A 25,334-nucleotide genomic window follows, 5' to 3' on the forward strand; every position below is an offset into this window, starting at 1 on the left:
GCCGATGTTAAAACAAGCGTTTCAGTGCTTTTATGATAAAAATTTCAAAACGAGATCATATGGAACAAATGAACTGCTTATCATCACGGTCGTCATCATCGGCCAGAAGTGAAACGGCATTTTGAAACTAACTGTTTGCAGATCAAGTGATTGTGAAAAGGAGTGGTCGATCACAAAAATAGCCAGAACCTGAAGTCTTACCTCAAATTTTCCGAAACAGACGCCAGACAGGCTGGGTGAATGTAAAAGATATTTTTCATTCGTGGTCCGCAGCCACTGAGCAAGTTAACAAATAAGAAGGGTCCCTATGAACATTAAAAAAACGATTGTCGCCTCACTGTTAGCCTGCATGTTACCTGCCGCCGCTATGGCAAAAGATATTTCGGTTGGCGTCTCAATGGCGCTGTTTGATGACAACTTCCTCACCATTCTGCGTACCTCAATGCAGAAAGAGATGCAGAAAGATGGCGTCAAAGGGCAGGTTGAGGATGCAAAAGGCGACGTTTCACAGCAGCTGCAGCAGGTACAAAACTTTATCGGACAGGGTGTTGATGCGCTGATCGTTAACCCGGTCGATACCAATGCGGTGAAACCGATTATGGATCAGGCGAGCAAAGCGGGTATTCCGCTGATCTTCGTAAACCGCCGCCCTGGGGCTGAACTGACCGGAAAAATGGCTTATGTCGGATCCGACTCAGAACTGGCCGGACGCTTACAGATGGAAGCGCTGGCGAAGGCGATGAACGGCAAAGGCAACGTTGCCATCCTGATGGGTGACCTGGCAAACGAAGCGACCCGCGACCGTACTAAAGGCGTGGAAGAAGTCGCAGCTAAATTCCCTGGCATCAAAATCGTTCAGAAACAGACCGCCAAATTTACCCGTAACGATGCGGTGGATGTGGTCAGTAACTGGATGACTGCCGGTGATCAGATCAATGCCATCGCCTCGAACAACGATGAAATGGCGATTGGTGCGCTGCAGGCGCTGGGTAAAAACCCGGACAAAATCCTGATCGCGGGTGTCGATGGCACACCGGATGCGCTGCAGATGCTGAAGCAGGGCAAGATGGTCGCCACAGTATTCCAGGATGCGCAGGGCCAGGGTGAAGGTGCGGTGCAGACGGCAATCAAGCTGGTGAAAGGTGAGAAAGTCCAGAAAATCATCAACATTCCTTACCAGCTGATTACCAAAGAAAACATGGAACAGTTTACCAACCGTAACCTGAAATAATCGTTCCCGACTCAGCTGTACGGAGGTGATGTATGAACGCGTTTGCGCTTGAAGCCGAAGGCATCAGCAAGTTCTTCCCCGGCGTTAAAGCCCTCGACAACGTCTCGTTGCGGGTGCGTCCGGGAACGGTACATGCCTTGATGGGCGAAAATGGCGCGGGCAAATCCACTTTAATGAAGTGCCTTATCGGGATGTACCGTCCCGATAAGGGCACCATCAAAATTAAAGGGGAGCCGGTGCAGTTTCAGGACACCATGGACGCGTTGCGTTCCGGCATTTCGATGATTCACCAGGAACTCAATCTGGTGCCCTATATGACCGTCGCTGAGAATATCTGGCTGGGTCGTGAGCCAATGAAGTTTGGTTTTGTTGATCACGCCCGGCTGAATCAGAAGACGCAGGAGCTGCTCAACCGGCTGAATATCCGCCTGAAAGCGGAGAGCATGGTGGGCGAGCTGAGCATTGCGTCACAGCAGATGGTCGAGATTGCCAAAGCGGTCTCCTGGGATTCAGATATCGTCATCATGGATGAGCCCACCTCCGCGCTCACCGAAACTGAAGTGGCGCACCTGTTTACCATCATTCGTGATCTGCGGGAGCAAGGCAAAGCAATCATCTACATCAGTCACAAGATGGATGAAATTTTTAACATCACTGATGAAGTCAGTATTTTCCGCGACGGCGCCTGGATTGCCAGTGATGATACGGCGAAATATACCCGTCAGTCGCTGATTACGCAGATGGTGGGACGTGAACTGACCCAGCTGTTCCCGAAATTCAACAGCGCCATCGGAGAAGATGTCCTGACGGTTCGCAATCTCACCTGCAAAGATCGTTTTACTGATGTCAGTTTCAACGTCCGCAGGGGTGAAATTCTCGGCGTCGCCGGACTGGTGGGTGCCGGTCGCAGCGAAGTGATGGAGAGCCTGTTCGGCATGGAGAGCTTCGACAGCGGCGAGATCTTAATTGATGGCGTGCCGGTGACGATCGACTCACCTTCCACGGCGATTGAAAAGGGCATGGCGTTTCTGACCGAAGATCGCAAAAAGTCCGGGCTGTTTCTGGTGCTGTCGGTGATGGAGAACATGAGCATCGTCAACATGCCGGAGTACAGCGGTAAAAGCGGGTTTGTCAGCCATGTGAAGATGGCGCAGGACTGCATGGACCAGATCCGTCGCCTGAATATCAAAACACCGACCATGGATCAGATCATCAACAACCTCAGCGGCGGTAATCAGCAGAAAGTCCTGATTGCCCGCTGGCTGCTGGCGCAACCGAAGATTCTGATTCTGGACGAACCGACGCGCGGCATTGATGTCGGCGCTAAAGCGGAGATTTACCGCTTAATCAGTGAACTTGCCAACCGTGGCGTGGCTATCATCATGGTCTCCTCTGAACTGCCGGAAATCCTTGGCATGAGCGACCGGGTGATGGTGATGCACGGCGGGCGTATAACCGGCATCCTCGATAAAGAAGAAGCCGATCAGGAAACCATTCTGTCGTTGGCATCCGAGTGAGGCGCGAGACCACTATGAGCAATATGAAAGCTACTGCTACCCCGGCAGCCCCGCAGCAACCCTCTTTTTTCGCCAGCCTGCGTCATAAATTGCCGAAAGATACCGGCATTTTCGTGGTGATGGTGGGGATTGCGTTAATTTTTGAAATGTTTGGCTGGTACGTGCGTGACCAGTCTTTCCTGCTCAACACCAACCGTCTGATCCTGATTGTCCTGCAGGTGGCGATTATCGGGATTATCGCCGTTGGCGTGACCCAGGTCATCATTACCACCGGTATCGATCTCTCCTCCGGGTCGGTGATTGCCCTGGCGGCGGTGGTTGCCGCGAGCCTGGCGCAGACGTCTGACAGTCTGTCACCGATGTATCCCTCGCTGGTGAATATGCCTGCGGTGATCCCTATCGCGGCCGGTATTGGCGTCGGTTTACTGGCGGGCGTCGTCAACGGCGTACTGATTACCCGCACCGGGATTCCACCGTTCATTGCCACACTGGGCATGATGGTATCGGCACGCGGTCTGGCGCAGTATTACACCCAGGGTAACCCAATCAGCTTCCTGTCTGACGGTTTTACCTCAATCGGGCAGGGTGCAATGCCGGTGGTGATTTTCCTGGTGGTGGCGCTGCTGTTCCACATCGCCCTGAAACATACCCGCTACGGTAAATATGTTTACGCCATCGGCGGCAACATGACCTCGGCGAAAGTCTCCGGTATTAACGTTAATAAGTATCTGATCATCGTCTACACCATTGCTGGTGCACTCTCTGGCCTGGCGGGTGTGGTCCTGGCGGCGCGTGTCAGCAGCGGTCAGTCAAGCATGGGGATGTCATACGAGCTGGATGCGATTGCCGCAGCTGTGATCGGCGGCAGCAGCCTGATGGGCGGCGTGGGCCGTATCACCGGCACGTTAATCGGCGCGGTCATTCTCGGCCTGATTAAAAGTGGATTCACTTTCGTTGGTGTCGATGCCTACATTCAGGACATCATCAAAGGGATCATCATCGTGGCGGCGGTCTCAATCGATATGCACCGTAACCGCAAAAAACGTTAATCAGCAGGCGTTGCCCTCTTCTGCATGCGGGAGAGGGCACTGTTTACTTTCCTCCCTCCCTTCGTCAGCGATAAGAAATCCTGCTGATAGCGTTTACATTTTTATCCTGCGCTTTACCGCTACGCTTCAGGCCCTGCAAGCCTTCATCAGGTGCAATACGTTTCCACTGCACTAAAACTGTACAGTCTGTCATCACTTTTATGCACGTCTGACTCGCAGCGTCTGCACTGTCACAGTGCGCCCGGGATCCTTACTCACACTGATTACGCATTCCTGATCCTTATTAACCCTTAAGAGGTAATCAGAAACGCTTATTTTCCGGGCCGTTAGGAAATATCTGGCTGGACACTGACTGCTGCTCTTTAAACCTGGCCTGCATCTTGCAAAATCTCTGTTATCAGGGCGATTGGATCAGACCCATTTCGCTATTCGGGGTGAGTGACGGAGGCAAGATGAATTTAAGACGACTAAAGTACTTTGTTAAAATCGTCGATATCGGCAGTCTGACGCAGGCAGCAGAAGTGCTGCACATCGCACAGCCTGCACTCAGTCAGCAGGTCGCGACACTGGAGAATGAACTGGATCAGCAATTACTGATTCGCACCAAGCGCGGCGTTACGCCTACGGAAGCCGGTAAGATTCTCTATGGCCATGCGCGTACTATTCTGCGCCAGTGCGAGCAGGCCCAGACCGCGGTCATCAACGCCGGTCAGGTGCTGAGCGGTCAGGTGTCGATTGGACTGGCACCAGGCACGGCGGCATCCTCGCTGACCATGCCGCTGCTGCAAACCGTACGCGATCAGTTTCCGGAAGTGCTGGTCTACCTGCATGAAAACAGTGGCAGCGTGCTGAACGAGAAGGTGATGAGCGGTCAGCTGGATATGGCGGTGCTGTATGATCGCGCACCCACTGCCGGAATTAACAGTATGCCGCTGATGAAAGAGGATCTCTTCCTGGTAGGCGCCACTGATTATCCCGGTGTCAGCGTCGATCTGGCCGATGTGGCACAGATGAGCCTGTTTTTACCACGCGACTACAGCGCCGTGCGCAAGCGGGTTGATGAGGCATTTTCACTGCGTCGCCTGAGCGCGCGCATCATCGGAGAGATCGAATCAATTTCTACTCTGACCGCAGCGATTTCCAGTGGGATGGGTGTGACGGTATTACCTGAATCCGCTGCCCGTGCGCTGGTGGGATCAACGGATGCCTGGATGTCGCGCATTAACAGTCCATCGTTGAGCCTGCCGCTGTCGCTGAACATTTCCGCCCGTTTGCCGCTGTCGCCTTCCGCACAGGCGGTGAAGAATATCCTGCTGTCGCTGCTGAACAAGCCGCTGACTGAGGAGCGGGAGTTGATGTTAGTGGGGTAGGGGCGCTTGCAGCGGGCGGATTCGGAATCGATCTCGCTTAGCAGCGGGCCAGGTATTGAGCTGATTACGCTTAGCAGCGGGGGCGGGTCTCGCTTTGCTGCACCTTCACACTGAGAAGATTACGTTGCGCGGTGCCTGCCCACTGAGCGGGTAACGCCCGCCAGGCGGTGGCGAATTTCAGGTCTCCCGTGCAGGCGGACGCATTAAGGGGCGTACGCCCGCCCCTTAACAATCCCGGCGTCCGGCAGCCTGCGCGCCCCGCTGTGCGGGGTGCCTTCGTCACGCCCTGCGGCTCGCGGACCGTCCGGACGCGCCATCCCTGGCGCGAGCCGTCCTTTCGCCGGCGTCCTGTCGGCTCCTCCTGGCCTCCGGTTGTTCCTCAGCGCTTCGGATGCCTCTGGTAAACCCCTGCCTTTAATATCCTGGTTTTTATCGGACATGGCGTTGTCTGGTGGTTTGAAAGCCAAAGCTAATTTTGGAAACTATCAGCGGCAATGCATCAGCATTAAAAAGAAGAGGCAACATTTGATAGGGTGAAGAGCCATTCTTCCTGCCAGGCAGAGAGCCGCAGATAATCCTTCAGACTTACAGCGATGACGTACCCAGTACAAAAAGAAGAGATAAAAGCGAGGGTAGAAGGCCATCCTTCCTGCCAGGCGGAGAGCCGCAGATAATCCTTCAGACTTACAGCGATGACGTAACCAACACAAAAAGAAGAGATAAAGCGGGGAAGGAGGCCGTCAGAGCCGCTGAGCGGATGAGGGATTTCAGGACGAGCGGCAGGGATGCCGCGAAGAGGCGGGTTCGCGCCAGGGAGGGCGCGTCCCGCCGGTCCGTAAGAAATCCGGAAGAAGCGAAGGGACCGCGAAGCGGCGGTGAAGCAGGCCGGAGCCCGGGGTCAAGGGGGCGCGGCGACTGGCGCCCCCTTGTTGGTCGCCTGCAGAGGCGTAACTGAAACTCCCCAACCCGCCAGGCGAACGAAACCTTCTCAGCGCCGGTTCGCGCAGCGAACACCCCCCAGCACCCAGGTGCACCCCAGCCCGTTCGCGCAGCGAACCCCCCCAGCACCCAGGTGCACCCCAGCCCGTTCGCGCAGCGAACACCCCCAGGCACCCAGGTGCACCCCAGCCCGTTCGCGCAGCGAACACCCCCCAGCACCTGCGTGCACCTCAGCCCATTCGCGCAGCGAACACCCCCACCCTTTATTCCCTAAAGTCATAAAGCCAAATTTTTAAGTATTTCCAGTTATCAATAATTGTTCTTACCATCAACGAATCAGATTATGTAAAGGGAGGTAAATATCGTGAATTTCCAGCAGCTTAAAATCATCCGCGAGGCGGCCCGCTGTGAGTTTAATTTGACGGAAGTCGCTAATACGCTGTTTACCTCCCAGTCGGGTGTGAGCCGCCATATTCGCGATCTGGAAGACGAGCTGGGCGTGGAGATCTTTATCCGTCGCGGTAAGCGCCTGCTGGGCATGACCGAACCGGGCAAAGCACTGCTGACAATTGCCGAACGCATTCTGGATGAAGCAGGAAAGGTAAGAAGACTGGCTGATGTCTTTACCAATGAAACCAGCGGCATCCTGACTATCGCCACCACCCATACTCAGGCGCGCTACAGCCTGCCGAAAGTGATTAAAGCGTTCCGTCAGCTTTATCCCAACGTCCGTCTTGAGTTGAATCAGGGATCGCCACAGGAAATCGTCACCATGCTGCTGGCGGGTGAAGCAGATATCGGTATCGCCAGTGAAATGCTGGTGAATAACAGCAGTCTGGCGGCATTCCCCTGGTTCAGCTGGCATCACGCTTTGCTGGTGCCGAAAGGACATGAGCTGGTACAGAACCAGCCGGTCTCACTGAGTACGCTCAGCCGCTATCCTCTCATCACGTATCGACAGGGCATTACCGGACGTTCACGGGTTGACCGCGCTTTCCAGGCGGCGGGCCTGAAACCGGATATCGTGCTCAGCGCCCAGGACTCAGACGTAGTCAAAACCTACGTAAAACTCGGTCTGGGTGTCGGGATCCTGGCCGACCAGGCGTGTGAAACCGAAGAGAATGAAGAGCTGGAACGCCTGGATGCCACGCATCTGTTCGATGCCAGCACCGTATGGCTCGGCCTCAAACGCGGTCAGCTGCAGCGTAACTACGTCTGGCAGTTCCTGGAACTCTGCAACGCCAACCTGTCACTGGAAGAGATCAAACGTCAGGCGCTCTCCTACAGCAACGACGATGAACCGGTTATCGACTTCCAGATTTAAAGTGCGCGCATCCAGCCGGATGCGCGGCTGTTTATGCACGGCATAAAATTTCAAAACAGCGCGAAAAACTATTTCACTCATCTTTCTCACCCCGCACAACAACATCCTGCGCTGACCCGGCACGATAAAGTGGAATTAACTGACCACGAGGGGATGTTATGTCGCGATTAAAACTTACCGATAGCAATCTGCTGCGCCAGCAGGCGCTGTTTGCCGGACGCTGGCAGGATGCGCATCAGGGCGCCACGCTGCCGGTTATCGATCCCGCTACGGGCGAAACGCTGGCCACCATTCCGGCGCTGGGCCGCACGGAGACGGAGCAGGCGATAGCCTATGCAGAAACGGTGCGCATCAGCTGGGGCAAAACCACCAATGCCAGCCGGGCCGCGCTGCTGGAAAAATGGCATCAGCTGATTGTCGAACATGCTGATGACCTGGCCATCATCATGACCGCCGAGCAGGGCAAGCCGCTGGCGGAAGCCCGGGGCGAGGTGCTCTACGGCGCCAGCTTTGTGAAATGGTTCGCAGAAGAGGCGCGTCGAATCTACGGCGACACCATTCCTGCACCCAGCGAGGACCGCCGCATCCTGGTGCTGAAACAGCCTGTTGGGGTGGCAGCGGCTATTACGCCGTGGAACTTCCCGATTGCAATGATCACCCGCAAGGTTGCTCCGGCGTTAGCCGCCGGATGCCCGATTATCGTTAAACCTTCGGAGCTGACACCGCTCTCGGCGCTGGCCCTGGCCGTGCTGGCAGAGCGCGCCGGATTCCCGTCTGGCGTGTTGCAGGTACTGACCGGGCTGCCCACGGAGATTGGTGCGGCGCTGACTGAAAGTCGCACGGTGCGCAAAATTTCGTTTACCGGCTCCACCCGAATCGGCCAGTTGCTGATGCAGCAGAGCGCCAACAGCATAAAACGCCTGAGTCTGGAGCTGGGCGGCAACGCGCCGCTCATCGTGTTTGATGATGCAGATATTGAAATCGCGGTCGCCGGCGTCATGCTCAGCAAGTTCCGCAACGCCGGGCAGACCTGCGTTTGTGCTAACCGTATTCTGGTGCAGCGAAGTATCTATCCGCGCTTTACCGCACGACTGCTGGAGGCTGTTGCCACCCTGAAAGTGGGCGATGGCTTTGCGCCAGACAGCACCATAGGGCCGCTAATCAACAGCCGCGCCGTCGAGAAAGTGAACGGCCATATCGACGATGCGCTCAGTCACGGGGCAACGTTGCTGACCGGCGGCATCAGCCAGGGCAACGGCACGTTTGTGCAGCCCACGGTGCTCGGTGAGGTCACGTCCAGTATGCGTATCGCCCATGAAGAGACGTTCGGTCCGGTCGCGCCGTTGTTTATCTTTGATGATGAAGAGGAGGCGATTGCGATGGCGAATGACACGCCTTACGGCCTGGGCGCCTATTTCTTTACCGAGAATATCCGGCGAGCCTGGCGGGTGGCGGAAGCGCTGGAGTTTGGCATGGTCGGCTTTAATACCGGCGCTATTTCCCTGGAGGTCGCGCCATTTGGCGGCGTCAAACTCTCCGGTATAGGGCGTGAAGGGTCCCGCTACGGAATTGATGAATATCTGGAACAGAAAACATTTCACATTGGCAGTTTGTAATTAAATATTAAGAGAACGCCAGCCGGATCATCCGGCTGGCGTTTTTTTTTGCCTGATGCGCAACCTGAATTCTTCGGCGTCAAATAATAGTCTTTAAAAATTTAAAGAATTTATCCGGGATGTGAGGCACGTCGGTAAACGGTGAGTCAGGAATCGAAGAATGAGCGGCCTGGTCACTAATATCCGCTTTGGTGCAATTTCCGTGCAGGTTGCACCAGCAGGGCGCATAAATTTTGTGAAGTAAATCATCTGTTTAATTGTTCGGCAATTCCGCAAAAAATCCCCCGGCAATACGGCAGAAAATTTTTTTGCGCTGTTTTAAACGCATTTTTATTTTTTGCCCGGCTGGCATACTTTCTGCATTAGCTTATTAACGCCACAGAAATCGGCCAGTGAAAACGCTAATAAACCAGCAACTGATGGGTGTAACAAATAAGGATTTTTCCATGTTAAGTTTCGACCCTGAAAAAGTTTCTCTTCCGGCTGGCCATTATATTGGCGGCCAGCACTGCCAGAGCCAGGGCGCATCATTTGAGGTAAAACGTCCCTCGGATGGCAGAGTCTATGCCACGCTGCAGGATGCGACGCCGCAGGATGTTGATCGCGCTGTCACTGTTGCGCATCAGGCGCTGAAAACCAGCGGCTGGTCCGGCTGTCCGCCGCGCGAACGCGGTCGCGTGTTACGCCGCTGGGCCGATCTGATTGAGCAGGACACGCTGCTGGCTCAGCTGGAAGCACTGGGTTCGACACGTCCAATCAGCGACGTTGTGCTGCATGAAATTCCGTTCACCGCCGAAGCGATTCGCTTCTATGCCGAATGCGCCGACAAATACAGCGGTGACCTCTTTCCAACCCGTGACAGCAGTCTCGGCATGCTGATTGCTGAACCTTATGGTGTCATCGCCGCGATTACCCCGTGGAATTTTCCGCTGTCGATGGCGTCGTGGAAATGCGGACCGGCGCTGGCGGCGGGTAACGCCGTGGTGCTCAAACCCTCTGAACTGACCCCGTTTTCAACCGTGCGTATGGCTGAACTGGCGATCCAGGCGGGCTTACCGGCGGGCGTGCTGAATATTGTTCAGGGCAGTGGCGCGGTGACCGGCAGCGCGCTGGTGACCCATCCGCTGGTGCGCAAAGTCTCCTTTACCGGCTCGACCGTGACCGGAAAACGCATCATGAGCGATGCCGCGCAGCACGGTATGAAACCCGTGACACTGGAGCTGGGCGGCAAGAGTCCGCAACTGGTATTCGATGACGCGGGTGACCTTGAGGTGCTGGCTCAGCGCATTCTGCGCGGCTTTACCGCCAACGGCGGGCAGGCTTGCGTGGCGGGCACCCGTCTTATCGTACAACGCAATATCGCCGATCCGCTGGTTGAGCGGCTGGCCCAGCTCTGCCGCGAACTTAAACCGGGCGTCACGTGGCAGGAAGAGAGCCGTTATGCGCCCCTGATCGACGAACGCCAGGGCAACAAAGTCTGCTCGGTCATTGAGGCAGCAAAAGCACAGGGCGCAGAAGTGCTGGTGGGCGGAGAGCGTTTTGCCGACACCGACAACGGCTGGTTCTGGCAGCCCACACTGCTGAGCCACGTGGCGCAGGATAACCCGGCGGTGCAGCAGGAGATTTTTGGTCCGGTGCTGACAGTACAGACGTTTGACGACGAAGAGCAGGGGCTGGCGATGGCCGCCCATGACACCTATGGCCTTTGTGCCGGCGTGCACACGCTGAGCCTGCCTCGTGCCATGCGGGCGATGCGTGCCATAGAGGCGGGCACCGTCTGGATTAACCGCTATGGACGCTCCGGCGACTTCATTATTCCAACCGGTGGCTTCCTGGGTTCTGGCATTGGTAAAGATTTAGGGCGTCAGGCGTTTCAGGCCTGCCAGCGCCAGAAAAGTGTACTCATCGATTTCTAAGCGCAACTGACAATGACGAGGGTGTTACATGGCACTGTTTAAACCGAAATTCATCACGTTTGACTGTTACGGCACACTGATTCGCTTCGATATGGCTGGCGCGGCGGAGCGTTGTTTCAGCGACCGCGTCGACCCGGATGCAATGCATGCCTTTACTACCGACTTTTCCAGTTACCGGCTGGATGAGGTGCTCGGCGCATGGAAACCCTATTACGACGTGGTCAGTAATGCGATTCAGCGCACCTGCAAAAAGTGGGGCGTGACGTGGAGTAAAGCCGACAGCGACTTTATCTACACTGACTGCGCCAGCTGGGGACCGCATCCTGATGTGCCCGCCGGGCTGGCAAAAGTGGCTAAGGAGTTTCCGCTGGTGCTGCTGACCAATTCGATGAAAGACCTGATCCCACAGCATGAACCGCGTCTGGGTGCACCCATCTACCTGACCATCACGGCTGAAGAAGCGGGCGCATATAAACCCCAGATGAAAGGTTTCGAATACATGCTGGATAAGCTCGGCTGCGGCCCGGAGGAGATTCTCCATGTCTCCTCCAGCTTCCGCTATGACCTGATGACCGCCTACGATCTCGGCATCAAAAACAAGGTCTGGGTCAATCGCGGCCATGAACCGGCGAATCCGTACTACCAGTACACCGAAATCAAAGATATCGGCGGCCTGCCTGGCGTCGTCGGACTCTGAGGAACACCCCATGAAACTGGAATCGTTCTGGCAGGCCACCGCTCCCACCTTTACCGGCGCCGCCCGCGAACCGCTGCCCGCACAGGCGGACGTGGTAGTGATTGGTGGCGGTTTCACCGGCGTCTCGGCGGCGCTTAACCTGGCGCGCAGCGGCATCAGTGTGGTGCTGCTGGAGAGTGGTGACGTGATGAGCCAGGCCTCGGCGCGCAACGGCGGCCACTGCAACACCGGTGTAGCGCAGAACTTCGCCTCGCTGGTGGCAAGTCAGGGTCTGGAACAGGCCAGCCGCTTCTATCGGGCGTTCGACGATGCGGTGAGCTATGTCCAGCAACTGATCCAGGATGAAGCCATCGACTGTGACTTCCGGCTGTGCGGCAAGCTTAAGCTCGCCAGCAAAGCGTCGCACGTGGCCGGACTGCGGGAGGCGTATGAACTGATGCGTCGCACTGTGGACCCGGAGATCGAACTGCTCGACAAAACGGCGGTGCGCGACGAGATCGCCAGCGACGATTTCCACGGCGGCCTGCTGCAGAAACGGGGCGGTCAAATGCACATGGGTAAGTTTGGCGTCGGGCTGGCTGAAGCCGCTGCACGAAGCGGAGCGAAGATTTTTCCGCATCACGCGGTAACGAAGTTAGAGCGACTTAAAGGCTATCAGCACCGGATACACACGGCGCAGGGCACCATTGTGGCGGATAAAGTCCTGATGGCGACCGGCTGCTCCAACGTCGGTCCTTTCCCCTGGTTTCAGCGCCGCATTGTGCCGGTCGGCAGCTTTATTGTGGTGACCGAAGCGCTGGACCCGACGCTGCTGCGCCAGGTGCTGCCCAACAATCGGACTTACGTCACCTCGCTGAATATCGGCAACTACTTTCGCACGACTGCTGACAGCCGTCTGGTGTTTGGCGGCCGTGCCCGGTTTGCCGTCAGCAACCCGACATCCGATTCGCGCAGCGGCGAGATCCTGCGCCGCGCCATGACGCAGATGCTGCCGCAGTTAGGCCAGGCAGCGGTGGAGTACTGCTGGGGCGGCATGGTTGACATGACCGCCGACCGTCTGCCGCACGCGGGCGAACAGGATGGCCTGTTCTATTCGCTGGGCTACAGCGGTCACGGCACGCAGATGTCGGTGTGGATGGGGCGGGTGATGGCCGATCTGCTGACCGAAAAGCGCACTGAAAATCCCTGGCAGCGCGACACATGGCCCGCGCTACCCGGTTATCACGGCAAGCCATGGTTTTTACCGCTCGCAGGACTCTATTACAAAGCAAAGGATCGCCTTTCATAACGTCCCGTCGGGTGCTGGCCGCCAGGTCACCAGCACCGCCAGAACATCATTCCCGGTTCGCCTGACTATTGAGGGTAGAGAGATGAGTAAATTTGATAATAACGATGCTGATGCGGTAAATCCGGCCCTGACGCGCATGATCACTGAAGGCTCACTGTCACGTCGCAGCCTGATGAAAATCCTCTCCGCGGGCGCGGCGATGAGCAGCGGCCTGATCGGTTTTTCAGGGAAAGCACTGGCGGATGACAAGCCGGTTAAAGGCGGAAAACTGCGGGCAGCGATGTCGAATGCGTCAGCCACCGACACGCTCGATCCCGCCAAAAGTAACAACAGTGCGGACTACACCCGTCAGTTTATGTTCTACAGCGGCCTGACCGAACTGGATAAAAATCTGATGGCGAAACCGGCGCTGGCCGAATCGATTGAATCCAGCGACGGCATCACCTGGCATATCAAACTGCGTAAAGGGGTGACCTTTCACGATGGCAAACCGCTGACCGCGAAAGATGTGATCTTCTCGCTCAGCCGCCACAAAGATCCTGCCATCGCCTCTATCGCTTTTAAGCTGGCCGATCAGTTTAAATCGTTCAGTGCGGTGAATGACAATGAGGTGCAGCTGGAGCTCAACAGTGCCAACTTCGATGTCCCTTACATGCTGGCAACGCCACCGTTTTTAATTGTGAAGGATGGCACCACCGATTTCAGCAAAGGCATCGGCACCGGTCCCTTTGTCTGCAAAACGTTTATGCCGGGGACGCGCACCATCGGCACGAAAAATCCCAACTACTACAAGCCCGGACTGCCCCATCTGGATGAGGTGGAATTGATTGGTGTCACCGACGGTGCGGCACGCGTCAATGCCCTGATGTCGGGCGATCTGCAGATAGTGTCGACACTGACCGCCGCTGACTGCAAGCGCCTTAAAGGCAGCAATGAATTTGGCGTGCTGGAGAGTAAATCGGGCATGTATACCAACCTGATCATCCGCACCGATGTTAAGCCAGGTAACAACGAAGATTTCGTGCTGGCAATGAAATACCTGCAGCCGCGCGAAATGCTGGTGAAAACGGTACTGCAGGGATACGGCGACGTCAGTAATGACACCCCGGTTCCGCCGTGGCATCCGCTTTACAACGCCGACCTCAAGCCGCGCCCGCTCGACGTTGAAAAAGCGAAATTTCATATCAAAAAGGCAGGCATGACAGGCTCCACGGTAGAGATCATCACCACGCCGAATATCGAAGGCGCGAACGAAGGCGGACAGCTGATTCAGCAGATGGCGCGTGGGGCGGGTCTCAACGTGAAAGTACGCCGCGTGCCCTATGACGGTTACTGGTCTTCGCACTGGATGAAAGATCCGATCGGATATGGCTCGATAAACCCGCGTCCAACGCTCGATATGCTCTTTTCTCAGTTCTACCTCTCTACGGCCCCGAACAACGAATCGGGCTGGAAAAATCCCCAGTTTGATCAGCTGGTGGTCGCCGCACGCGGTGAGCGCGATCAGGCAAAACGCAAGCAGATGTATGGCGACATGCAGGCCCTGATCTATGACCACTGCGGCACGATTATCCCCACCTTTATCAGCTCCACCGATGGTTATAACAGGAAGGTTAAAGGGGTAGAGGCCTGGCCGTCGGGCATGATGATGGGTTATCGCTTCCATGAGTTTGCGTGGCTGTCAGCCTGATCCCCGCCTGGCCCAACAGGCTCTTTTAAGGAGTACGCCGATGAACCGATACATGATGTTCCTGATTGCCCGGCGGATTGGCGCCGGCATCCTGACTTTGCTTATCGTCTCGGCGGTGGTGTTTTTCATCACCAGCCTGCTGCCGGGTGACGCGGCACAGATGATCCTCGGCCAGAACGCCACGCCGGAAACGGTGGCGGCGTTACGGCAGCAGCTGGGTCTCGATCAGCCTTTGCTGATGCGCTATATCCACTGGCTGACCGGCATGGTGCAGGGCGATTTCGGCACCTCGTTTGCCAGCCATCTGCCGGTCTCACAGCTGGTGGCGCAGCGTATCCCCGCCACCTTTGAACTGGCGGGTATCACCACGCTGATCTGCGTGCCGATGGCGCTGATCATCGGCATCATCGCGGCGATGAATCGCGGTTCCCGGCTCGATCGGGCACTGGTTATCGGCACGATGGCGACGGTTGCGGTACCGGAATTTCTGGTGGCCACCGTGGCGGTGCTGATTTTCGCCGTCAAACTCCACTGGGTGTCGGCGATGTCGTTCGGCAGCCCGGACAGCGACCTGCTGAGCTACCTCAAAGCATACGCGCTGCCGGTGCTGACACTCTGCTGCGTGCTGGTGGCGCAGATGGCACGCATGACGCGGGCCGCCATTATCAATCAGCTCGACAGCCCCTATCTGGAGATGGCGCTGCTGAAAGGGGTGTCGCCGCTCCGCGCCGTGCTGCGCCACGCGCTGCCCAATGCGGTCGGCCCTATCGCCAACGCGATTTCACTCAGTCTCTCCTATCTGTTTGGCGGGGTGATCATCATCGAAACCATCTTCAGCTATCCCGGTCTGGCCAGCCAGCTGGTGGATGCGGTCAGTAACCGCGACCTGCCGGTGGTGCAGCTCTGCGTGATGCTGTTCGCCGCCTGCTATCTGGTGCTGCTGCTGGCGGCCGACATTCTGACTATCGCCTTTAACCCGAAATGGAGAAGCGCATGAATACTCTCTTGTTGCCCTGGCGTTTCTTACAGTCTCTTTCCTGGTCAGGTCGGCTGGGTCTGATGATGTCGCTGTTCTGGCTTCTGATGGCGGTATTCGGCACATCGCTGGCGCCACACAGCATTGATGACATCGGCGGCGGCCCGCTGATGGGTGGCCTGACGGCGGATAACCTGCTGGGCACCGACTATCTGGGACGCGACATGCTGAGCCGTATTCTCTACGGCGCGAAATTCTCTATCGGCCTGGCACTGAGTGCGGCGCTGCTGGCCAGTCTGATCGGCACGCTGCTGGCACTGCTGGCCGCGGTCACGGGGCGCTGGCTGGAGGAGTTACTGGGCCGTGTTAATGACGCGCTGCTGGTGCTGCCAGGCAAAGTGCTGTCGCTGATGATCGTCGCGGTATTTGGCTCCTCGCTGCCGATGCTGATCCTCACAGCGGTTTTCACCTACTGGCCGGGTGCATTTCGTATCGCTTTTGCCATGGCCAGCTCGCTGCGTAGCATGGATTACGTCCGGGCTTCACGGCTGCGGGGCGAAAGCCGCTGGTATATCGCGATTCACGACATCCTGCCTAACATGGTGCACCCAATGCTGACGGACTTTGGCCTGCGCTTTGTCTACATCGTGCTGCTGCTGAGCGGCCTGAGTTTCCTCGGTCTGGGCGTTCAGCCGCCGTATGCCGACTGGGGCACACTGGTGCGTGAAAATATGCAGGGGCTATTTGACGGTTCGCCTGCCGTCCTGATGCCCGCGCTGGCGATTGCCAGCCTGACCATTGGCGCCAACCTGTTTATTGACAGCCTTCAGGCGATGCGTCCGATGACGCTGGCGAAGGAGGGAGCATGAACGTGACACCACATACCGCCATGCCAGTGATATCGGTGGATAAACTGCGCGTCACCGCGCAGACCGATCGCGGCGAAGAGATTGACCTGGTTTCCGACATTCATTTTACCGTGCAGAAGGGTGAGGTGCTGGCGCTGATAGGCGAATCCGGCTCAGGTAAAACCACCATCGCCATGGCGCTGATGGGCTATGCCCGCAGCGGTTGCCGCATTGCCGACGGTAACATTCACGTTGCTGGCACCGATGTTAACAGCCTGACGCCAGGCCAGTTACGCGCCTTTCGCGGTAACAAAGTCGCCTATATCGCCCAGAGCGCGGCGGCATCGTTTAATCCGGGCATGAAGATTCTCGATCAGGTCATTGAGCCGGTGGTTATTCACGGCACCCTGACGCGCAAGGCGGCGAAAGAGAAGGCCATAGGCCTGTTTCGCGAACTGGCGCTGCCAAATCCTGAGACGATTGGCGACCGTTTCCCGCACCAGGTATCGGGCGGACAGCTACAGCGTCTGATGACGGCGATGGCGCTGATTGGCGATCCGGATGTGGTGATCCTCGATGAACCGACCACCGCACTGGATGTGACCACCCAGGTGGAAGTGCTGAAAGCGTTTCGCCGCGTGGTGGTGCAGCGTGGCGTCACCGCGATTTACGTCAGTCACGATCTGGCCGTGGTGGCACAGATGGCTGACCGGATTCTGGTGCTGCTGCGCGGCAAAATGGCGGAGTATGGCAGCACGGCGCATCTGATTGGCGCGCCTAAGGCAGAGTACACCCGCTTACTGATGGACGCCGCGCGGCAGAAAGAGCGGCCCAGCAACTGGTGCCCGGCCGCTGCCGATATTCAGCCGCTGCTGGAGGTGCGCGACCTCAACGCAGGTTATGGCCCGCGTGGCAGCGACGGCCATTCGAAAGTGCGCATTCTTGAGGAGATTAACCTCAAACTGTGGAAAGGACAGGCGATTGGCATTATCGGTGAGTCAGGCTCGGGCAAAACCACCCTGGCGCACGCCATTGCCGGTCTTAATGCCCCCAGTCACGGCCACATCCTGTTTAACGGCCACTACATTGCGGGCGATATGCAAAAACGCCCTGACAACGAGCTGCGGCGCATTCAGTATGTGTTCCAGATGGCGGATACCGCATTGAATCCGGCCCACAGCGTTGAACGTATCCTGTCGCGACCGCTGACGCTGTTTCACGGCCTGAGTGGTTCGGCCCGCCAGCAGCGACTTTATCAGCTACTGGATCTGGTACAGCTGCCACGCAGCGTGTTGTGGCGGCGTCCCTGGGCACTTTCTGGCGGGCAAAAGCAGCGCGTCAACCTTGCGCGTGCGCTGGCGGCTGAACCGGACCTGATTCTGTGTGATGAAGTGACCTCGGCGCTGGATACCGTGGTTGCCGCCGCCGTACTCGACTTAATCAGCGAGCTGCGCCGTGAGCTGGGCCTCTCAGTAATCTTTATCAGCCACGACATGCATGCCGTTCGCGCGGTGTGCGACGAAATTGTGGTAATGAAGAGCGGTCGCATCGTCACCCAGCTGGCGCGCAACGACTACGACAAGCCGACCAGTGAACTCTATTTCGAGCGGCTGAAGCGCGCGGTGCCGGAGCTGCGTCAGGGCTGGCTGGATGAGCATGAAGAGATTTTAAAAGCAGAGTGAGTTAGCGTGCTCTGATTTACCCGCCTGCAGAGCAGTGATGCATTGCGCAGGCGACGTACTTACGCACAGCGGCGATGTTGCCCTGCGCCAGACCCGATACTGACAACAGAGGTTATTGTGTTATGCCTGCACCCATTCGTTATGTACAGGACAGTGCGAATTTCCCTGATTCCGCCGATGTGGTGGTGATTGGCGCCGGTATTGCCGGTGCCGCAGCCACCTGGGAGCTGGCAAAGCAGGGAGTGAAGGTTGTGCTGATTGAGAAAGGCCTGGTAGGGGCAGAGCAGTCAAGCCGCAACTGGGGCTGGTGTCGACAGCAGAACCGCGATGAGCGCGAACTGCCGCTGATTATTTATGCGCTGCAACGCTGGGGTGAGCTAAATGATGAAACCGGCGAAGAGCTTGGGTTCCGGCGCAGCGGGCTGGTTTACGCCACGCAGGAAGAGTCGGACATTGCGGCCTGGGATAAGTGGATCCAGATGGCAAAGGGCTATGGCGTAAACAGTTCGATTCTCACGGCGGAGCAGGCCAAAGCAATGACGCCGGGCAGCACCACTCCGTGGCGGGGCGGTCTCTCAGCGCCGACCGACGGTCACGCCGAACCGCGCCTCGCTGCGCCTGGGCTGGTGGCGGGCGCGCTGAAAAAAGGCGCAATGCTGTTTCAGCAGTGTGCGGTGCGCGGGCTGGATATCGCTGGCGGCCGTGTCAGCGGCGTCTGGACCGAACGCGGTCTGATCAAAACCAGCCGGGTTATCTGTGCCGGCGGAGCGTGGACCTCGATGTTCTGCCGTCGTCATGGCATCGATCTGCCGCTGGGCAACGTTATTGGCACCGCTTTCCGTACCCAGCCTATCGAGCAGGCGATCGCCATGCCGCTCTACACGCCGGGCTTTGCCTGCCGGCCGCAGATGGATGGCAGTTACACCGTCTCCGTCTCGGGTCGCGGGCGTCTGGAGCCAGGCGCACAGGGGCTGCGTTACGCTCGTCAGTTCTATCCCACATTCAAAAGTCGCCGCAAGAATCTCACCCTCAACCTTGGGCTGTCGCCGTTCTTCAACGGCCCGGAGGCGATGGGTGGCTGGGCATTTGACCGCGAGTCACCGTTTGAGCGCATGCGCATTCTCGATCCGGCCGCCGATGCAAAAATCGTGGAAGAGGGGCTGGCGGCGATGCGGCGTGAATACCCGGCGCTGGCGAACCTCCGGCTGGCGCAGTCGTGGGGCGGCATGATCGACAGTACCCCGGACGCAATTCCGGTGATCTCTACCGTGGCGAAACTGCCGGGGCTGGTGCTGTCTGCAGGGTACAGCGCCCACGGCTTCGGTATCGGACCGGGAGCCGGTCGACTGGCGGCGGATCTTGCCACCGAAGCCACCCCCATCGTTGATCCAACGCCGTACCGCTACAGCCGTCTGGTGGACGGCAGCGGACTTGAAACACCAGGCATGATGTAAGGAGAGTTTTAATGAGCCTGACAATACGCGCAATGACGCCAGACGATCTTAACCCGTGCTTCAGCATGACGCAGGCACTGAAATGGCCCCACCGACGCGAAGACTGGGCGCTGGCGCTGCAGCTGGGCGAGGGCACAGTGATTGAAGAGCAGGGCAGGCTGATCGGCAGTGCCTTGCTCTGGCGCTGGGGCGACAGTGCCGCCACGCTGGGTCTGGTGATTGTCGATAACCAGCAGCAGGGGCGTGGCCTCGGCAAACAGCTGATGCTGGCGCAACTGGAAAAAGTACCGGATTACAACGTGCGTCTGCACGCCACTGAAATGGGCAAAGGCTTGTATGAAAAGCTCGGGTTTGTCAGCTGTGGTGAGATTCGTCAGCACCAGACCGGTGAAGTCACCACGCTGCCAGACGTTGTGATCCCGGCGGGATGCCAGCTGCGCCCGGCGACACTGGCCGATCACAGCACGCTGGTGACGCTGGATCAGCAGGCACACGGTATGCATCGCCCGGCGCTTATTGCGCATTTACTGCGCGACTGTCAGACGGTGATTTTAGAGGACGCATCACAGCAGATTCAGGGCTTCGCCAGCCTGCGCCGCTTTGGGCACGGCTGGGCAATTGGCCCGGTAATCGCCGCTGACTTTGCGATCGCGCAGGCGCTGGTCGCCTCGCTGATGCAGTCGTTACAGGGTGAATTCCTGCGAATCGACACCGACGCCGCGCTGCCGATGGCTGCCTGGCTAACCTCTCTCGGTATTCCTCAGGTCGATGCGCCCACCACAATGGTGCGCGGCATGCCCTGGACACCGCAGGGTATGCAGGCGTTTGGATTGATGACGCAGGCGATGGCCTGATGCATATCGTCTATAAATCGGAGCCTGAACGTGGGCGGATCTGGCAGCGCTGGCTGGCAGAACATGCACCTGACATTCACCTGCATATCTGGCCAGAGACCGGTGAACCAGACCAGGTTGAGGCGCTGGTTGCCTGGCAGCCTCCGGCAGACATTCCGGCGCGGTTTCCACACCTGAAACTGCTCTTCTCGGTGGGTGCCGGCGCCGATCAGTTTGACTTCAGTGCGCTGCCGCCCGACCTGCCAGTAATCAGGATGATCGAACCGGGTCTGACGCAGGGCATGGTGGAATATGTCACCTTTGCGGTGCTCGGGCTGCATCGTGATATGCCGCGCTATTTTCATCAGCAGCGCCAGCAGCAGTGGCTGGCGCACGTGGCATTACCCGCCTCGCAGCGGCGGGTCGGCGTGATGGGGCTGGGCGAACTGGGTCAGGCCGCGTTAGTGCAACTGGTGGCGCTGGGTTTTGACTGCGCAGGCTGGAGCCGCACACCACGCCACTTTCCTGGCGTACGCTGCTGGCACGGCGCTGATCAGCTCGCTGACTTCCTGGCCCACAGCGAAATTCTGATCTGCCTGCTGCCGCTGACCGACACGACGCGGGGTTTGCTGAACCACAGCCTGTTTAATCAGTTACCCCAGGGCGCGGCGCTGGTGCAGGCCGGTCGCGGCCCGCAACTGAACCATGACGATCTGCTCAAAGCGCTGGAGAGCGGTCAGCTCCGTGCTGCCGTGATTGATGTCACCGATCCGGAGCCGTTACCTCAGGGCCATCCGTTCTGGCACCATCCCGCCATCTGGCTCACCCCACACATCGCCAGCCAGACGCAGAATGAGAGCGCCATTGCGGCACTGCTGGAAAACCTGCGGCGCTACCAGCGTGGCGAACCGCTGCACGGTGAAATTGACCGTTCGCGAGGATATTAAGATGGAACATTTACTGGCACTGCGCCGCGATCTGCATGCGCACCCGGAGCTGGGCTTTCAGGAGCAACGCACCAGCGAGATGGTGGCGAATTTCCTGCAACAGCTGGGCATGGAGGTGCATCGCGGCATCGGTAAAACCGGCGTGGTCGGGATACTGAAAAAGGGCAGCAGTGACCGCATGATCGGCCTGCGCGCCGATATGGATGCGTTGCCGATGCAGGATCAGAGCGGCACAGAGTGGCAAAGCCAGGCAGAGCAGGTGAGTCACGCCTGCGGCCATGACGGTCATACTGTGATGCTGCTGGGGGCCGCCGAAAAACTGGCGCGCGACGTCAGCTTTGACGGCAGCGTCTGCTTTATCTTTCAGCCTGCCGAAGAGGGGCAGGCGGGCGCAAAGGCGATGATCGAGGATGGCCTTTTCAGCCGCTTTCCCTGTGAGGCGGTCTACGCCATTCATAACTGGCCTGAACTGCCCCTCGGTCAGGTGCAGACCCGGCCCGGCGCCATCATGGCGGCAGCCGACCGCTTTGATATTCGGGTGCTGGGTGGCGGCGGTCACGCTGCGCAGCCTCATCTCACATGCGATACGCTTCTTGCGACCAGTGAGCTGGTGGTGCAGCTGAATACCCTGGTTTCACGCGCACTCGACCCATGCGAAACCGCGCTGCTCACCGTTACCCGAATGCAGGGTGGCTTTTCACACAACATGATCCCGGCAGAGGCGAACATCACCGGCACGGTGCGCACCTTCAGCCCGACTGCACAGGATACGATTGAAGCGCGTTTGCGCCAGATGGCGGCGCACATCACCGCCGCCCACGGCCTGCAGGCAGAGGTCAGCTATCGGCGCTACTACCCGGCGACGATCAACAGCGCAACGGAAGCGCAGCTTTCCCTTGAGGCGCTAAAGCAGGCGGGCATCCCGGCTGACCTCGCACCACAGCCCGCGCTGACCTCAGAAGATTTTGCTTTTATGCTGCAGGCGCGCCCCGGTGCCTATCTGTGGCTGGGATCGGCACCCTGCAAGCCGCTGCACCATGCCGCTTACGACTTCAATGATGCGCTGATCCCGCATGGCATTAACGTTTTTGTCGCCCTGATTCGTCAGGCGCTGGCAGAGAAATTTCCCTGCTGAATGCAGCGGGATTTTGACAGGAAATGCCGCTGCCTGGGGAATTACGGCAGCGTAAGAAACCAGCAGGTTGCGATACTTGAGCCAACCGAACGTTACGTGGATGAGGGTTTAAAATGCAGAATGTCATGGCAGAGCAGCAAGCATATTCCGATAACAGCCTGTTACTGGATGCACGTGAGCAGAATGTGCCGCGCGGTGTAGTGACCGCCCATCCGCTGGTGATCGAACGCGCCAGAGGCAGTGAAGTATGGGATGTGGAGGGCAATCGCTATCTCGACTTTGTTGGCGGCATCGGCGTGCTGAACGTCGGCCACAATCACCCTGCGGTGGTCAATGCGGTCACCAGGCAGTTGGGTCTGGTTTCTCACGCCTGTTTTCAGGTGGTGGCCTATCCGGGCTACATTGAACTGGCACAGCGGCTGAACAAACTGGTCGGCGGCGATGAGGCATACAAAAGCGTCTTCTTCACCAGCGGCGCCGAAGCCGTGGAAAATGCGGTGAAGATTGCCCGCTCGCACACCCAGCGGCCTGGCATCATCGCGTTTGATGGTGCGTTTCATGGGCGTACCCTGCTGGGTGTCACCCTGACCGGTATGTCCGCGCCTTACAAACAGAACTTTGGTCCGTTCCCTGGCGACATCTATCGTCTGCCATTCCCGAACCCGCTGCACGGCATCACCGAAGCGGACTGCCTGAAGGCGATGGATCAGCTCTTCGCCGTGCAGATCCTGCCTGAGCGTGTGGCTGCGATTATCATCGAGCCGGTACAGGGCGATGGCGGCTTCCTGCCAGCCGGACCGGCCTTTATGCAGGCGCTGCGTCGTATCACCAGCCAGCACGGCATTCTGCTGATTTGCGATGAAGTGCAATCCGGCTTTGGGCGTACTGGCACCATGTTTGCCTTCCAGCAGTTGGGGATCAAACCAGATTTAATTACCCTGGCGAAAAGCCTCGGCGGCGGTCTGCCGATTTCCGGTGTGGTTGGCCGTGCAGAGATCATGGATGCGCCAACGCCAGGCGGGTTAGGCGGCACCTACGGCGGCAACGCACTGGGCTGTGCGGCGGCGCTGGCGGTACTGGATCTGTTTGAACATGAGAACCTGTTGCAGCGGTCCTGTCAGCTCGGCGAACAGCTCAACGCCCGTCTGCGACAGCTGGCGGACAAATATGCCTGCATTGGTGATGTGCGCGGCGTGGGCTTTATGCAGGCGGTGGAAATTCTCGACTTCGAAACGGGGCGTCCCGATGCGGCGCTTACCCAGAAGATCCTCGACAGCGCCTGCCAGGAAGGATTGCTGCTGATCAAATGCGGCCTGCATCGCAACACCATCCGTTTCCTGGCGCCGCTGGTCACGACCGACTCACAATTGGAAGAGGCATTGCATATCTTTGATATTGCGCTGGCCCGCGCCACGGGCCGGTTGGGTTAAATCTGCATTCCTCATTGATTTTATTAGAATAATTTGAAAGCCTCCCGCTGGTATAACCACTGCGAAGCGCTGGCGCGTTTACGGTAAAGCGTGTTATATCTTCGGGAGGTTCTGAACATTTGATTAAGCGCCTGGCCCAACAGGCTCTGACAATGAGGGGGGTGCTATGAACGGCTTAATGAAACTTGACCGCATCGACATCAACATCCTGGTGCAACTCCAGAAAGATGGCCGTATCAGCAACGTTAACCTCGCCGACGCCGTCGGTCTCTCGCCCAGTCCCTGTCTGCAACGGGTCAAACGTCTGGAACAGGCTGGTTTTATCACCGGTTATGAAGCGCACATTAATCTCACCCGCATTACCGATTCGGTGACCGTCTTTACCGAAGTCACCCTGTCAGGCCATCGCCGCGAAGATTTTATGAAGTTCGAAAGTGCGATGCGCGACGTCGATGAGCTGATGGAGTGCCATCTGATCACCGGCGGCTATGACTATTTGCTGCGCTTTATTACCCGCAGCATTGAACATTATCAGGAAGTGATTGAGAAGATGCTGGATGCGCAGATCGGCATTGATAAGTACTTCAGCTATATCGTGATTAAATCCCCGATCATGAAAAGCAGCGTGCCGTTACGATCGCTCATCGGCAAGCACACTGTGGAGTTCGGCGTATAAATGTCGGTCCGGCGTCGCCTCTCTCCTGCGTCCACCGGAGAGAGGGCCGTCACACTCATCCCGCTTTTTCGCTGCCTGCCTGACCCGTTATCCCGTTACCTCTATACCGCTTTGAACTGCCCAATCTTCCCTCAGCATAAAATTTTTTTCCGTTACAAAATTCAGTGGCTGCACCCGGTTTCAGGGCGCGCTACAGCCTCAACCATCGTCCGAACCCTTTTAAAATGATTTCAACCGATACAAGGAGTTGCCATGGACTCATTACAGATTGCTGATCAGCAGTGGCAGCGCGATATGTTCACCATTTCTACCGATCGCCAGCGGCTGGACCTTGCCTGGATCCATATTCAGCTGGCGGAGAAGTCCTACTGGGCCAAAGGTCAGCCGCAGGCCAAAACCACGCGGGCGATTGCCGGTTCGCTGCCGTTTGGTCTTTATCACCAGCAGACTCAGATAGGTTTTGCCCGACTGATCACTGACTACACCCGTTTTGGCTGGCTGTGCGACGTGATCATTGATGAAAACTGGCGCGGTCACGGGCTGGGCAGCTGGCTGGCGACCTGCGTCCGTGAACATCCGGAGCTGCACACGGTGCACCGCTGGATGCTTTCAACCCAGGATGCCCATCAGGTCTACCAGCGACTCGGCTGGCGTGTTGTGCAGCATCCCGAGACGCTGATGGAATTTCCGCTCTCATAACTCTGGAGTTAACCCGA

Annotated in this window: 20 protein-coding genes; all 20 read left to right on the forward strand. The window is 57.7% G+C overall.

Annotation, left to right across the window (positions count from 1 at the left end; genetic code table 11):
* Positions 1-307 precede the first annotated feature (307 nt).
* The gene (locus tag LQK91_RS02610; protein WP_008925990.1) at positions 308-1,231 is read left to right on the forward strand and encodes a sugar ABC transporter substrate-binding protein; all 924 of its coding nucleotides are present in this window, start codon (positions 308-310) and stop codon (positions 1,229-1,231) included.
* A 32-nt stretch (positions 1,232-1,263) separates the two neighbouring features.
* Positions 1,264-2,748: a sugar ABC transporter ATP-binding protein gene (locus LQK91_RS02615; RefSeq protein WP_105099018.1), complete on the forward strand. Its 1,485-nt coding sequence runs from the start codon at positions 1,264-1,266 to the stop codon at positions 2,746-2,748.
* A gap of 23 nt (positions 2,749-2,771) precedes the next feature.
* Positions 2,772-3,797, forward strand: a complete 1,026-nt coding sequence (locus tag LQK91_RS02620; RefSeq protein ID WP_181162214.1) for an ABC transporter permease — start codon at positions 2,772-2,774, stop codon at positions 3,795-3,797.
* 452 nt (positions 3,798-4,249) lie between these two features.
* Complete coding sequence (gene nac, locus LQK91_RS02625; protein ID WP_003852599.1) at positions 4,250-5,167, forward strand: nitrogen assimilation transcriptional regulator NAC; 918 nt, start codon at positions 4,250-4,252, stop codon at positions 5,165-5,167.
* Positions 5,168-6,470: 1,303 nt separating this feature from the next.
* Positions 6,471-7,430, forward strand: coding sequence for an HTH-type transcriptional regulator Cbl (cbl, locus tag LQK91_RS02630; RefSeq protein ID WP_003853203.1), 960 nt, complete (start codon positions 6,471-6,473; stop codon positions 7,428-7,430).
* Between the two features lie 158 nt (positions 7,431-7,588).
* Positions 7,589-9,046 (forward strand): NAD-dependent succinate-semialdehyde dehydrogenase, encoded by a 1,458-nt coding sequence (locus LQK91_RS02635; RefSeq protein ID WP_105099020.1) that lies wholly within the window; start codon positions 7,589-7,591, stop codon positions 9,044-9,046.
* Positions 9,047-9,492: 446 nt separating this feature from the next.
* Complete coding sequence (locus LQK91_RS02640; protein ID WP_008926926.1) at positions 9,493-10,962, forward strand: aldehyde dehydrogenase family protein; 1,470 nt, start codon at positions 9,493-9,495, stop codon at positions 10,960-10,962.
* A 28-nt stretch (positions 10,963-10,990) separates the two neighbouring features.
* Entirely contained in the window at positions 10,991-11,659 is a 669-nt protein-coding gene (locus tag LQK91_RS02645; protein ID WP_105099021.1) for a haloacid dehalogenase type II, read from the forward strand.
* 10 nt (positions 11,660-11,669) lie between these two features.
* Positions 11,670-12,947 carry an NAD(P)/FAD-dependent oxidoreductase gene (locus tag LQK91_RS02650; protein ID WP_105099022.1) on the forward strand — a complete coding sequence of 426 codons (1,278 nt, stop codon included), beginning with the start codon at positions 11,670-11,672 and terminating at the stop codon, positions 12,945-12,947.
* 82 nt (positions 12,948-13,029) lie between these two features.
* Positions 13,030-14,637, forward strand: coding sequence for an ABC transporter substrate-binding protein (locus LQK91_RS02655; protein WP_003852374.1), 1,608 nt, complete (start codon positions 13,030-13,032; stop codon positions 14,635-14,637).
* Positions 14,638-14,677: 40 nt separating this feature from the next.
* Positions 14,678-15,634, forward strand: a complete 957-nt coding sequence (locus LQK91_RS02660; RefSeq protein ID WP_003852376.1) for an ABC transporter permease — start codon at positions 14,678-14,680, stop codon at positions 15,632-15,634.
* Entirely contained in the window at positions 15,631-16,482 is an 852-nt protein-coding gene (locus LQK91_RS02665; protein ID WP_105099023.1) for an ABC transporter permease, read from the forward strand. Before LQK91_RS02660 ends, LQK91_RS02665 begins: the two co-directional genes overlap by 4 nt.
* Positions 16,479-18,143 carry an ABC transporter ATP-binding protein gene (locus LQK91_RS02670; RefSeq protein WP_003852379.1) on the forward strand — a complete coding sequence of 555 codons (1,665 nt, stop codon included), beginning with the start codon at positions 16,479-16,481 and terminating at the stop codon, positions 18,141-18,143. The genes LQK91_RS02665 and LQK91_RS02670 overlap by 4 nt, the downstream gene beginning before the upstream one ends.
* A 122-nt stretch (positions 18,144-18,265) precedes the next feature.
* Complete coding sequence (locus LQK91_RS02675; RefSeq protein WP_003852381.1) at positions 18,266-19,597, forward strand: NAD(P)/FAD-dependent oxidoreductase; 1,332 nt, start codon at positions 18,266-18,268, stop codon at positions 19,595-19,597.
* Between the two features lie 11 nt (positions 19,598-19,608).
* Positions 19,609-20,451 carry a GNAT family N-acetyltransferase gene (locus LQK91_RS02680; RefSeq protein WP_105099024.1) on the forward strand — a complete coding sequence of 281 codons (843 nt, stop codon included), beginning with the start codon at positions 19,609-19,611 and terminating at the stop codon, positions 20,449-20,451.
* Positions 20,451-21,377 (forward strand): 2-hydroxyacid dehydrogenase, encoded by a 927-nt coding sequence (locus LQK91_RS02685; protein ID WP_039659905.1) that lies wholly within the window; start codon positions 20,451-20,453, stop codon positions 21,375-21,377. The genes LQK91_RS02680 and LQK91_RS02685 overlap by 1 nt, the downstream gene beginning before the upstream one ends.
* A gap of 1 nt (position 21,378) precedes the next feature.
* Positions 21,379-22,512 (forward strand): M20 aminoacylase family protein, encoded by a 1,134-nt coding sequence (locus LQK91_RS02690; protein ID WP_105099025.1) that lies wholly within the window; start codon positions 21,379-21,381, stop codon positions 22,510-22,512.
* Between the two features lie 113 nt (positions 22,513-22,625).
* A complete protein-coding gene (gene gabT, locus LQK91_RS02695) occupies positions 22,626-23,942 on the forward strand; it encodes a 4-aminobutyrate--2-oxoglutarate transaminase (protein ID WP_003852389.1) in 1,317 nt (438 codons plus the stop codon).
* Positions 23,943-24,108: 166 nt separating this feature from the next.
* Positions 24,109-24,618 carry an Lrp/AsnC family transcriptional regulator gene (locus LQK91_RS02700; RefSeq protein WP_003852391.1) on the forward strand — a complete coding sequence of 170 codons (510 nt, stop codon included), beginning with the start codon at positions 24,109-24,111 and terminating at the stop codon, positions 24,616-24,618.
* A gap of 252 nt (positions 24,619-24,870) precedes the next feature.
* Complete coding sequence (locus LQK91_RS02705; protein ID WP_105099026.1) at positions 24,871-25,317, forward strand: GNAT family N-acetyltransferase; 447 nt, start codon at positions 24,871-24,873, stop codon at positions 25,315-25,317.
* Positions 25,318-25,334 lie beyond the last annotated feature (17 nt).

It is taken from the genome of Pantoea sp. MHSD4 (assembly GCF_021043305.1).
GTDB lineage: Bacteria > Pseudomonadota > Gammaproteobacteria > Enterobacterales > Enterobacteriaceae > Pantoea > Pantoea eucalypti.